9 protein-coding genes and 1 pseudogene are annotated in these 12,543 nt (G+C 65.7%); 9 read left to right on the top strand and 1 reads right to left on the bottom strand.

Annotated elements, in window-relative coordinates:
• The first annotated feature begins 4 nt into the window (after window positions 1-4).
• From NPA30_RS05380 to NPA30_RS05365, 4 genes are read left to right on the top strand one after another with little or no spacing between them, the layout of a single operon-like run.
• Entirely contained in the window at window positions 5-1,111 is a 1,107-nt protein-coding gene (locus NPA30_RS05380; protein WP_256801329.1) for an amidohydrolase family protein, read from the top strand.
• Complete coding sequence (locus NPA30_RS05375) at window positions 1,108-2,109, top strand: ABC transporter ATP-binding protein (protein WP_256801328.1); 1,002 nt, start codon at window positions 1,108-1,110, stop codon at window positions 2,107-2,109. The genes NPA30_RS05380 and NPA30_RS05375 overlap by 4 nt, the downstream gene beginning before the upstream one ends.
• Window positions 2,102-3,100, top strand: coding sequence for an ABC transporter ATP-binding protein (locus tag NPA30_RS05370; RefSeq protein WP_256801327.1), 999 nt, complete (start codon window positions 2,102-2,104; stop codon window positions 3,098-3,100). The genes NPA30_RS05375 and NPA30_RS05370 overlap by 8 nt, the downstream gene beginning before the upstream one ends.
• Window positions 3,101-3,107: 7 nt before the next feature.
• Window positions 3,108-3,602 (top strand): RidA family protein, encoded by a 495-nt coding sequence (locus NPA30_RS05365; RefSeq protein WP_256801326.1) that lies wholly within the window; start codon window positions 3,108-3,110, stop codon window positions 3,600-3,602.
• A 46-nt stretch (window positions 3,603-3,648) separates the two neighbouring features.
• Here the strand turns inward: NPA30_RS05365 and NPA30_RS05360 are convergent, their stop codons facing one another.
• A complete protein-coding gene (locus NPA30_RS05360; protein WP_256801325.1) occupies window positions 3,649-4,410 on the bottom strand; it encodes an IclR family transcriptional regulator in 762 nt (253 codons plus the stop codon).
• Window positions 4,411-4,577: 167 nt separating this feature from the next.
• On the opposite strand from NPA30_RS05360, the gene NPA30_RS05355 reads away from it, so the two are divergent.
• The 5 genes and pseudogenes from NPA30_RS05355 (at window position 4,578) to NPA30_RS05335 (ending at window position 11,262) form a co-directional block, all read left to right on the top strand.
• Entirely contained in the window at window positions 4,578-5,774 is a 1,197-nt protein-coding gene (locus tag NPA30_RS05355) for an aminotransferase class V-fold PLP-dependent enzyme (RefSeq protein WP_256801324.1), read from the top strand.
• A gap of 565 nt (window positions 5,775-6,339) precedes the next feature.
• A pseudogene (locus NPA30_RS05350) lies at window positions 6,340-6,530 on the top strand (IS256 family transposase); the annotation flags it as partial.
• Between the two features lie 12 nt (window positions 6,531-6,542).
• Window positions 6,543-7,430, top strand: coding sequence for a DNA adenine methylase (locus tag NPA30_RS05345; protein ID WP_256801575.1), 888 nt, complete (start codon window positions 6,543-6,545; stop codon window positions 7,428-7,430).
• Window positions 7,427-10,585, top strand: coding sequence for an HsdM family class I SAM-dependent methyltransferase (locus NPA30_RS05340; protein WP_256801323.1), 3,159 nt, complete (start codon window positions 7,427-7,429; stop codon window positions 10,583-10,585). The genes NPA30_RS05345 and NPA30_RS05340 overlap by 4 nt, the downstream gene beginning before the upstream one ends.
• Window positions 10,582-11,262, top strand: coding sequence for a hypothetical protein (locus NPA30_RS05335; RefSeq protein WP_256801322.1), 681 nt, complete (start codon window positions 10,582-10,584; stop codon window positions 11,260-11,262). The genes NPA30_RS05340 and NPA30_RS05335 overlap by 4 nt, the downstream gene beginning before the upstream one ends.
• The last annotated feature ends 1,281 nt before the right edge of the window (window positions 11,263-12,543 follow it).

The raw sequence follows: 12,543 nt of genomic DNA, 5'->3' as shown, positions 1-12,543 counted from the left end.
GACAATGGCTTTCACGCTGACCAACTTCCGCCCGATCGGCTTCGAGACGGCACCCGCCGCGCTTCATGTCGGCGACGACGGACGGCTCGCCGCCAGCGCGCCGGCCGGCGCGGCGACCGTCGACTGCCGCGGCAGCTACCTGTCGTCCGGCTGGTGCGACCTCCACGTCCATGTCTGGCACGGCGGCACCGACATTTCGGTGCGCGCCGCGGAAGCCGGCCGCGGCACCGGCGTCACCGCCATGGCCGATGCCGGCAGCGCCGGGGAGGCCACCTTTCACGGTCTCAGGGAGTACGTCATTCAGCCGGCGGCCGAGACCGTCCGCGCCTTTCTCAACATCGGCTCGATCGGTCTCGTCGCCTGCAACCGCGTGCCGGAGCTGATCGACATGCGTTCGATCGACGTCGACCGCACCCTGGCGGCGATCGAGAGGAACCGGGACGTGATCTGTGGCGTCAAGGTGCGCGCCTCCGGCGTCATCGTCGGCGCCTGGGGCATCACGCCCGCCAAGATCGCCAAGCGCGTCGCCGAGATCGCCGGCCTGCCACTGATGGTGCATGTCGGCGAGCCGCCGCCGCTGATCGAGGAGGTCTTCGACATCCTCACCGAAGGCGACATCGTCACCCACTGCTTCAATGGCAAGAAGGCGGGCTCGATCGCCGACACCGAGGCGCTGTGGCAACACGCGATCCGCCTCGCAGGCGAAGGCGTGCGCATGGACATCGGCCATGGCGCGGCCTCCTTCGACTTCGGCGTTGCCCGCAAGGCGCTCGAGCGGGGGTTGAAGCCGTGGTCGATCTCGACCGACCTGCACCTGCACAACATCGAAGGTCCCGTCCACGATCTCGCCACCACCGTCGCCAAGCTTCTGGCCGTGGGCCTGCCGCTCGAGGAGTGCATCCCGGCGATCACCCGTCGGCCGCGCTCGGTGCTCGGCCTCGCCACCGGTATCGAGACCGGCGCGAAGGCGGACTTCACGCTGTTCGACGTCGTCGACGCGGCGATCGACGCGACCGACGCCATGGGCAACCACCTGCGCCTCGACCGCATGATCGAGCCGCGCAGCACGGTGATCGGCGCCAGCCTGCAGGAGGCGGCGCGCCGGACATGACGGAAGCGCCGATCCTGTCGGTCGAGGCGCTGCGCGTCGCCTTCCGCTCCGGGCGCGGCGCGGTTACGGCGCTGCGCGACGTCAGCATCAGCCTGGCGGCGGGCCGCACGCTTGCGCTCGTTGGCGAAAGCGGGTCGGGCAAGTCGGTTACCTCGCTTGCGCTGCTCGGCCTTTTGCCGCCGAACGGACAGGTGACCGGCGGGGCGGCGCGCTACCGCACCCGCGCCGGCGGGGCCCTCGACCTCACGACGCTGCGGCCGAAGGACTTCCGCGCCGTGCGCGGTCGCGAGATCGCGATGATCTTTCAGGAGCCGATGTCTTCGCTGAATCCGCTCTTCACGGTCGGCGACCAGATCGGCGAGATGTTGCTCCTGCACGCCGACCTCGACGCGGCGGCGCGCCGGCGCCGGGTGGTCGAGATGCTCGAGCTGGTAGAGATCCCGGCTGCGGCGAGCCGGCTGGGCAGCTATCCGCACGAGTTGTCCGGCGGCATGCGACAGCGGGTGATGATCGCGCTCGCGCTCGTCTGCGCGCCGCAGCTCCTGATCGCCGACGAGCCGACCACGGCGCTGGACGTAACCGTGCAGGCGCAGATCCTCGACCTGATGCGCCGTCTGCAACGCGAGATGGGCATGTCGATCCTGTTCATCACCCACGATATGGGGGTCGTCGCCGAAGTGGCCGATGACGTTGCGGTGATGTACGCCGGCGCGATCATCGAGCAGGCGCCGGTCTCCGATCTCTTCCGCAAGCCGGCGCACCCTTATACGCGCGGCCTCCTCGCCTCGATCCCGCGCACCGACCGACCGGAGGGTGAGCGGCTGCAGGCGATCCCCGGCGCGGTGCCGCCGCTGACCGCGCTGCCGCCCGGCTGCGCCTTCGCGCCACGCTGCCCGCTGGCGATCCCGCCCTGCGACGAGCCGGTGCATCTGCGCGAGGTGCTGGCGAGCCACCGCGCCGCCTGCATCCGCGCCGAGGAGGTGCTTGCCCATGCCTAGCGAAACCACGCTGGAGGCGAGCGCGCCAAGCCCGCAGTCGGCAACCACAGCCGAACCGCTGCTGCGGATCTGCAACCTCACCAAGCGATTCCAGACGCCGCGAGGCACCATCCACGCCGTGGAGGACGTCTCGCTCGACATCGCTCGGGGCTCGATCACCGGCCTCGTCGGCGAGAGCGGCTCGGGTAAGACCACCTTCGGGCGCACGCTCTTGCGGCTGATCCAGCCCACCTCCGGCTCGATCCGCTTCGACGGCATCGAACTCACCGCCCTGTCGGCGCGCGAGATGACGGCGATGCGCAGGCGCATGCAGATCATCTTCCAGGATCCGGTGTCGTCGCTGAACCCGCGCCTCAAGGTCGAGCATATCGTCGCGGAGGGACTTCGGGCGCACGGCATCGGAACGCGGCGCGACCGGCGGGACCGGGTGGCGGCGCTGCTCGAGGAGGTCGGCCTGTCGGCCGACCAGATGCCGCGCTACCCGCACGAGTTCTCCGGCGGCCAGCGCCAGCGGATCGGCATTGCCCGGGCGCTGGCGCTGGAGCCGGACTTCATCGTCGCCGACGAGAGCGTCTCGGCCCTCGACGTGTCGATCCAAGCGCAGATCCTCAATCTCCTCCTCGACCTCAGGGTGAAACGTCGTCTGACGATGCTGTTCATCGCCCATGATCTCAGCGTGGTGGACTACCTCTGCGACCGGATCGCGGTGATGTATCTCGGCCGGGTCATCGAAAACGGTCCAGCGCGGCCGCTTGTGCGCCAGCCGGCGCACCCTTACACCCGGGCGCTGCTATCTGCCGTGCCGCAGCCCGATCCGGCCGCGACCCGGCAACGCGACGTGCTGGAAGGTTCGATCCCGAGCCCACTCGACCCGCCGTCCGGCTGCGTCTTCCGCACGCGCTGCCCGCGCGTTCTACCTGCCTGCGCCGACGCCTTCCCCCCGCCCGTGCCCGTCGGGCCGGAGCGGATCGCCCACTGCATCAACCTTTGACGGACTCATGAAATCAATCGACTTCTCGCCTGCCCGTGACGCTGCAACTCCCGAAGAGCGGCTCGTCGCTGTCGGCATCGTCCTGCCGGCGGCGCAGCGCCCGATCGGGGCCTTCACCAATGTCCGCGAGGTCGGCGGCCTGCTCTATGTTTCCGGCCAGGGGCCGATCCTGGAGGATGGGCGGACGATGCGCGGCAAGGTCGGCGCCGACATCGACGCCGAGGCCGCCCGCGGCCATGCCGAGCTAGCGGCGATCAACATCCTGGCGGCGCTACGCAGCCACTGCGGCAGCCTCGACAAGGTGCGCGGCATCGTCAAGCTGCTCGGACTGGTCAATGCGACGCCCGATTTCGAGCGCCATCCCTTCGTCGTCGACGGCGCCTCCAACCTGCTCGCGCGGGTGTTCGGCGAGGCCGGGGTGCATGCGCGCTCGGCCTTCGGCGTCGCCTCGCTGCCGAACAGCATCACCGTCGAGATCGAAGCGATCTGCGAGCGAGTCTGAAATACTGATGCCCCCTGCCCAATCCATCTCGGCGCCTTCGGGCGGCCTACTGCCAGAGCGAGCGCTCCACAGCCTCGGCTGCCGTCTGGACGGCACGGCCGAGCTCGGCCTGCCGCTCCTCCGCCTTGCGGTCCGGCAGTACGATGGAGATCGTGGCGACGCAGGCGCCCTCCTCGTTGCGGATCGGCGCTGCGATGCAAGCGACGGAGAATTCGCTGGCGTTGAACTGGAGCGCCAGGCGGTTTTCAAAGTCGGCTCGCGCCTGTGTCGCGAGGCGCTGCGGATCCGTCTCCGCCATGCCGGTCGCGGACGGGCGCGCCGTTTCGGCGAAGGCCGCGAGGCGGGCCGCGTCGTCGAGATGGCCAAGGAGCAGCCGGCCCGACGCCGTCCAGTTCAGCGGAACCCGCGTGCCGACATGCGAAGCGACGCGGAAGTGCCCCTCGCCCTCGATCATGCCGATCACCAGCATCATGCCTTCGTCACGGGTACAGATCTGGACGGTTTCGCCCGTTGCCTCGACGAGGCGGTGCATCTCCTGCTGTGCGAGGCCGAAGAGATCGAGTTGCGAGCGATAGACCAGCCCGTAGCGCATCAGCCGGGAACCCAACCAGACGGTGTTGTCGCGCCCGCGCGACAGCATCTCGCGGGCAACGAGCTCGTCGACCAGGCGGTAGATCGTCGAGATGGGCGCGCCGGCACTCTTTGCCAGATCGTAAGCCGACATCGGCACGCGCCGCTCGGCCAGGATGTCCATGACCTGCAGCGACCGGTCGATGCCGCTCGTCCTGTTGCGTGCCGTCGCGCTCATGCCGCCTCTCCCGTCCTGCTCTTCCATAAAACGGGAACACGCAGCCGGGTCAAGCGACAATCCCGCGACGGCCGGAGGATCGGTTTCGCGGGGCGCGCTGTTCCTGCCCTCTCGGGCCTGTCGCGACCGCGGCTGCCACCCCGTTTCCGCACCACTCAGGAGCTGCCATGACTGCCCCGCTTCGCCACAACTCCGAAATCCGCACCCGTCTCGGCCTGCGCCAGGTGATCAACGTGTCCGGCACGATGACGTCTCTGGGCGCCTCGATCATCACCGAGCCCGCGATCGCCGCAATGGCCGAAATCGCCCCGGAATGGGTCGAGATCGACGACCTGCAGCGCCGCGCCAGCGCCACCATCGCGCGGCTGACCGGAGCGGAGGCCGGCTTCGTCACCGCCTGCTGCGCCGCCGGCATCTCGATGACGATCGCCGGGGCGATGACCGGCATCGACCTCCTCGCGATGGAGCGGCTGCCGAACGATACGCGCGGCCTGAGGACCGAGGTGCTCCTGCAGGCCGGCCACGCGGTGAACTACGGCGCACCAGTGGACCAGTCGGTCCGGCTGGTCGGCGGCAGGGTCGTCACCGCCGGCACGGTCACCGCCGTGCAGCGCCACCATGTGGAGAACGCCATCACCGACAACACGGTCGCGCTGCTGCACGTCGTCAGCCACCACACGGTGCAGTACGGGCTCCTCAGCCTCGAGGAGGTGGTGGAAATCTGCCGGCCGCGCGGCGTACCGGTGATCGTCGACGCGGCCTCCGAGTACGACCTGCGCGGCTTCCTCGCGCGTGGTGCCGACATCGTGATCTATTCCGGCCACAAGTTCCTGTCAGGGCCGACCAGTGGCCTCGTCGCCGGCCGCAAGGACCTGGTGCGCGCCGCCTATCTGCAGAACAAGGGGATCGGCCGGGCAATGAAGGTCGGCAAAGAGTCGATCGCCGGTGTCATGGCGGCGCTCGACGCCTGGGAGACGCGCGACCACTCCGCCGTCCGAGCCCGCGAGACGGGGGCGCTCGGGCTGTGGCATGCGCGGCTGAACGCGCATCCCGGCCTGCATGCTCGGATCACGCCCGATCCGACCCACAATCCGCTCGATCGTCTCGAAGTCGCAGTGGCGCCGGAGAGCGGGTTCACCGCCTATGGGCTGGCAAAGACCCTCTCAGCCGGGGAGCCGCCAGTGATCGTGCGCGATCACGAGGCCGAGCTCGGCTTCTTCTATCTCGACCCTTGCAACCTGCATGACGGCGAGGCCGAGGTTGTCGCCGATGCCTTCGAGCGGGTGATGGCGGCGCCACGGCCAGAGGGCGCGATGGCCGTGGCGCGTCGCAGCCTGGCGTCGACGCTGCAATGGCCCGACTGACGGCGGAACGCCGGAAACGCGCGGTCGACGCTGGCAATGTCCCATGCATCCTGAGATTTTCTGGCGACCGGGTGACATGCCCAAGATTTTCCGTGTGGAGTTGGAGTCCCGGTCCATCACGTGCTCCCGTCTGTTGGCCACCCCACTGGGAAATATGCGAGGTGGTGTTCAGGTTGGCGAATTGCCCTCCGGAGGATGCAGAAGAACGTCTTCACCCCTGGTTGGGCGTAGTCTCCTTGGCATCTGCGCGGTTGGGGAGGCGCTCAAGGAAGCAACGACGCTTTTGAAGGCCAGCTTCTCTGCTTACTGTAGCCCGACTACAATATCGAGCCGCGAACAGCGCTTGTGTGTTGAAGACTTTGAGTGCTCCACGAAACGGAGCACCAAGATCACAGACCGAAACGAACGGGTTGTGTCCCGTTGATTGGTGTAGCTCGGCAGTCGCGCCACTGATGATGCCCGCGCCTTTTATCGCACTGTAGGGCGTCATCAATGGCGCGGTGGTTACCGGCGATCTCCGGTAGGGTCTGGTTGCTGACCTCAACCCGGACCGGAAAGACCAACGATGACCGACGAGATGATGAACCTGCGGGCGCTCGTGGAGAAGACGCCTGATGCTGATCCTCTGCGCGAGATGATCGGCTTTGCCGCCGAGCGGCTGATGGAGTTGGAGGTGGGAGCCGCCACCGGCGCGGCCTATGGCGGGAAGAGCTCGCTGCGGCTGCCCAGCGCAACCGCTATCGTGAGCGGGACTGGGGGCATGGCGCCTTGCCCATCGCGCCTCCGCTCGCTACCGCGGCACGGCGAGACGAGGGCGCCTTCGCACCACAGGGCGAACGGTCGGTAGCAATCGTGGAGACCATTGCGTTCATCGCGGAAACAAGCGATAGTAGTGGCATGACCTACCCGGGCGGCAAGGGCCGAATCTTCCAGCAGATCATTTCCCTGATCCCGCCGCATCGCGTCTACATCGAGACGCATCTCGGCGGCGGGGCGGTCATGCGCGCCAAGCGGCCTGCGGAACTCAGCTTCGGCATCGAGCGCGACTCGGCGGTCGCGGCTCAGTGGCGAGATGAGGGCTTTCCCGGCCTGTCGATCGTAGAGCAGGACGCAGCGGCCTGGATACGAAACCATGCCTTTCGTGGCGACGAGTTCGTCTACTGCGACCCTCCCTATCTCCCGTCGACGAGGCGCCGTCCGAGGGTGTATCGGCACGACCTCGGGGAAGCGGATCACATCCGGCTTCTCGCCCTCCTGCGCACGCTCCCTTGTCCCGTGATGATATCCGGCTACCCCAGCGATCTCTACGACCGGCATCTCGAAGGCTGGCGGATCGTCGACCTAAAGGTACCGAGCCAGACAGGTCTTCGTGACGAGAGGCTATGGCTGAATTACGATCCCGACGTGGTCCTTCACGATCATTCCCATATCGGAAGGTCGTTCCGCGACCGCGAGGCGATACGGCGCCGCCGGGCGACGATCGTGAAGAAGGTCGAGCGGCTTTCGCCGGTGGAAAAGTCGGCCGTTCTGGCGGAGATAGCCGCCGGCGATCCCCGGGCGTTCCTTTGGGTCGCCGCTCTCGTAGATGGTTCCGGCGCCGCCCGGAGTATCCGAACCGGGTATGGCGCCGTTGAAGCCTCCGGGGTCGCATCGTGACGCCCTTCGTCCGTTCCCCCGCGGCAAGACTGACCCTAGAACTCGGCTGGCCCGACCAGGATGCCGTCTTCGACCCGCAGAACGAACTGGTGCGGATCCATGCCGACCTAGTCCGCCAGAAGATCGAGCGCCCCCTGATCCGACTGGTTGGCGAGGGAATGGTCAGGACCGGGGTGCTGACGTCGCAAGGACCTGCGGGAACCGGTGTGGAGCTGCGGGCGATCGTCTGCGAATTCGCGCGCCCGGCTTCTGCCGATCTCCTCGACCAGGCGCATCGACTCGCTTGGAACTTCTGCCACGCGCCGACCCTCGTCACCATCGATCCCACCGAGATCAGGGCGTGGACGTGCTTCGAGCGTCCGAGGCTCTTCATGGGTGGAATGACGTCGCAAGCCGCGGAGCTTTCCACCGTACGCGGCGATCTGGGTTCCGACATTTCGCTGTCGGATCAGGCGGCCGTGGCGCTCGATATCGTCTCGTTCGTCACCGGACAGATCATTGAAGATCACGCCAATCGCTTCTCGTCGGATGGACGTGCCGACCGGCAGCTCCTCGAAAACCTAAAGACCGTGCGGCGTCGGCTGGTCGAGGGGGCGGCGCCTCTTCCGACGGACGTCGCACACGATCTCATCGCACGGCTGATGTTCGTGCAGTTCCTTTTCGACAGGAAGGATGCCTGCGGACGATCGGCGCTCGACGCGGATCGACTCGCGTCGCTCTTCGAGGACGGCACGCTTCGCCACAGGCACCAGGGTTTCTCGTCTATCCTCGAAAGCAAGGAGGAGACATACCGGTTCTTTCGTTGGTTGAACTCGCGATTCAACGGCGATCTCTTCCCCGGCAAGTTCGCTGAGGAGGCAAGGAACGAGGCCGAGTGGAAAGCCGAGACGGACGTCGTAAAGCGCGAGCATCTCGACGTGCTGCGGGATCTGGTCGTTGGAGACCTCGAAATCGCTTCCGGGCAGACGAATCTCTGGCGGCTGTATTCGTTCGAGACCATCCCCCTCGAGTTCGTCAGTTGCATCTACGAGGAATTCGTCTCTCCCAGCGCCATCGCAGCCCAGCTGACGAAGGAGGCCTCGACGAAGTCCACGGGCAGCCACTACACGCCGATCTATCTTGCCGACTTCGTTCTGGACAGCGTGCTGCCTTGGACGAGCGACGAATGGGACATTCGGATCATCGATCCCGCGTGCGGCTCCGGCGTCTTCCTCGTACGGGCGTTCCAGCGGCTGATCCATCGCTGGCGCAGGGCGAACCGGGCATCTGCGGTTCCGCCGGAAATCCTCGCATACATGCTGACGCACTGCGTATTCGGCGTCGATCTGAACCCGCATGCCGTAAGGGTCGCGTCCTTCAGCCTGTATCTGGCTATGTGCGACGAGATAGATCCGCGGGAGGACTGGATGCAGGTCCGCCTTCCCTCCCTGCGCGGCGACCGGATCGTCGCGGCGGACTTCTTCTCGGAAATCGAAGGCTTCGATACCGAAGGGAACGCGGAGCGCTACGACATCGTCATCGGCAATGCCCCGTGGGGCAAGAACACCGCCGCGCCAAAGGCCCGCGAGTGGTCGGAGATGCATGGCTGGCAGTTGTCGAAACTGGACGTAGGCAGTCTGTTTCTTGCGAAGTCGCTGACGCTGCTCCGTACCGGCGGGCGTCTCGCCATGATTCAGTCCGCGGGGACCCTGCTGTTCCACGAGGGTTCGGTCGAAACCCGCAGACGGATACTCGAACGGGCGAGCATCGACGAAATCGTCAATTTCTCGATCCTCCGCTTCCACCTCTTTCCGAGCGCGATATCTCCCGCCTGCAGCGTGACCCTCACGAAAGGAGCCGGACGGGACGAGCCCACGATCTACGTCTGCCCCAAACTACAGTTCGGCGAAGGCGATGCGTTCCGGATCGCCATCGAGAAGAACGACGTTCACGCCGTCGCGCCTGACGAGATGGACGACCCCGCAGTCTGGACCGTCCTCATGACTGGAACGCGTCGCGATCTGACACTCTGCCGCCGCATCGCTCTGTCCGGCGCGTACAACCTCCAAGATCTCGAATCGACCGGCTCGGTCGTGAGCAGGGAGGGTGTCATTCCCAAGGGCGATCGAAAGGAGCACAAGGCGCTCGCCGGCTTCCGCTACCTCGACACGCGGGACTTCCCCGAGGACGCATGGCTGACGCTCCGGTCCAAGGATCTGCCCCTGTTCGGCGCGACCAGGATCCATCGCCGCACCAAACCCGAGGCGTTCGCTTCCCCACAGATGATCGTGAAGCAGGGCTGGGCCAGTCGGCGCCGACGCTTCCGCGCCGTTCTCCCCGTCGGTCCGGCGACCGTTTGCACGCAAAGTTACCTTAGCGTGCACGCTCGCGACGAGATCGGGAAGGACGCGCTCCGCGATGCCTGCCTGTTCATCAACAGCCGCCTTGCCGCATATTTCCTTGCCCTCACCAATGGTAGGATGACCTATCGCCCGGAGCCGCTCGCGGGCGACTTCATGCGATTGCCGATCGCCAGATTCGACGATGTGGAAACGAAGGATCTACCGAACGAGGCCGCACTCGACGATCTCGTCGAGCGACGCTTCTCAGTTCGCCCTTCCGAGCAGGCCCTCATTGAGGATGCGCTGGAATTTTCCCTTCCCGAACTTTTGAGGGATTCCCACAAACCCGGGCGTGGCAGCACCAGCAAAGAAGGTACCCGCGATGCTCTCGATGCCTACTGCGAGAAGTTCCTGGATGTCTTGGAGGCCTCGACAGGCGGAGCCGATTTCTGCGCGACGATCGCGGACAAGGGACCAGATGAAGGAAGAGCGTCGCATCGGGTCGCATTCGTGCACTTCGCTCGGGTCGGCAAGAGCCGCATCCGAAGGTTCCCCGCGGACGAAGGCGCGCTCGCGGAAAGTCTTGCCCGATGGAAGCCGGTGAGCCGGACGGGAAGCGGCGTGCTCACAGGCAACCGTGTTGCCACGATCTTCGAGAACTTCCGATGTGGCGAATCCGGCGACCTCGTCCCAAGCGTCATGCTGATCCGCCCGGACGAGAAGCGTTACTGGACGAGGGCGCAGGCCATGCGCGATGCCGACGACATTCTCCTCGCCGGCTGGACATCCGGCCTGGCCATGGAGCGGACTGCCCCGGAAGCGGCCAGTCCGTGACGCGGCGCTTCACTCCGAGCGAGATCCTGTGGCCGAGCGATACGGGATTCCTGGAGGTGTCGGCTCTCTTCGTTGAGGGTGCGCAGCAGCAGATCCTGAACGCCCTGTGGTCCGGCTATGACAGCCTCATGGCCGTGGTCGCAGGCAGCGACCTCGATACGCGCATGGAAGACGTCGAACGGACGCTCACGCAACTACTGGAACCACATGTCAGGGACGCCCTGACGGGAGACGAGACCTTCTACTGCCAGCATGGCGTCCACGAGCACGAAACGCGACTGCCAGCACCAGCTCAGCCACCTCTCTACGATATCGGCTTCGTGCTGCGGGCCAATCCGCGGATCGTCTGGCCGGTGGAAGCGAAGGTCCTGAAGACCGAAAGATGGGTCGCCCCTTATGTCGCGGATGTCAGGGACCAGTTCCTCACATGCCGGTATGCTCCATTCACGGGCAGCGGTGCCATGGCAGCATATCTTCTTTCAGGCTGCACCGGCACCGTCCTTGAGAACATCTCGCACGCACTCGGCGCGACGATGGGTAGTCATCCGAGATTCCGGGCCGATCGGCACGGGGTAACTGACCACCTGAGAGCCGTTCCCGACGGAAAGCTCTACCCTTCGGCGTTCCGGTGCCACCATCTGATCATGCCGATCGGGACGAAGACCGGTCCCGGATGAGCCTCAGCAAACGATCGTGCCCCTTGTCCTTTCGAGGATCTGTGTCAGCGATGCCACACTTGCGAGCACGGCAGGCAGGTCTACGCACTCCTGCCGCGAGATGTGCCGTGCCACAGGGCGAGCGCGGGCGTGCAACCGAGCAGCAAGCACCCTAAGCGGCTTGGGAGCGACGTGGCGCTGCCCACAATCGAATCACATGATGATCTGGATTGTCAAATCCTGTGGAAGCAGCGCAATAGGGCGGCACCACCGGCGCGGTGGTCACCGGCATCCCCGGTAGGGTCTGGTTGCGACTGGAAGCGTCGATGAATGCTCTCATGTTGGCGAGTGCTTCCCTTTCTCCTCCACTAGAACTGGAGTCCGAGTTCGGGGTTGACATGGCGCGAACGCGGGGGCGGGGTCGTGCAACCTGCTTGGCGGCGTCGGCGGGCGTCAGCCGCCTACCTTGATGATTCGGCAGTAACAGAGTCCTCCCATCAGGTCGCTGCACCAGGCGGGGTATAGCTAAGCGAGGCGAACAGCGTCTCATTGAGGCGCTAGTAGCTTAGGCGGCCGTCGGTGAGGTGAGGCCCACTCCCGGCAGGGCGTTTAGTAGCACGATGCCGTTGCGGCCCATCAGCCTAGAAGCCGCTCTATCAAGGACCACAATCGGTCTCGACCTCGCCGAGCATTGGTTCTAGTTCGCGGAGTCGATGCGTGATGCCAGCTAGTGTGCACATGCTGCCTCCTGCGTGACGACGTCGCTCGCTTCTGTTCAGCTCCCCTGCCCTACCTTATCGGCGTGGAGGCATGCTGCGACGCCCATCATTGAGCACGAGCGCTGCAGGCGCTGGAGATTACCATCGAGCTGATGCCGCGCGATTACGTGAAGCCATACGTGAAGCGCAATCGTAGGACGGTGACGCGGCGCTTCACGCGCTTGAAGGCCGACTCTCCGCTTGGTGCAGTCCTATCACAATATCGAGCCGCGAACTGCGCTCGTATATCGGAAGACTTTGAGTGCTCCACGAACGGAGCAACAAACTTACGGATCGAAACGCGCCTTGGAGTGTAATGTGGTGATCGCAGGCGAAGGTCCTGTGGGCCCGCAACCGCGCCGGCCAGTCCCTGACCGTTGCGGACGTCAAGGCGCTAGTGCGTCGAGAGGCTGAAGCTCAGGTTGCGGCGGGATTCAATCAATTTTCCTAAACCGTGCGTTGCGGTCCCCTCAAGATGCCTTTGTCGAGGCGTCGGCCGTATCATGCTCGGTCGCGACCACCCTTAACCGGCTGCCGGCGCGAG

The sequence above is a fragment of the Mangrovibrevibacter kandeliae genome (assembly GCF_024519155.1).
In the GTDB taxonomy this organism is placed as follows: Bacteria; Pseudomonadota; Alphaproteobacteria; order Rhizobiales; family Rhizobiaceae; genus Mangrovibrevibacter; species Mangrovibrevibacter kandeliae.
This window is presented reverse-complemented; position numbering and strand designations above follow the sequence as displayed.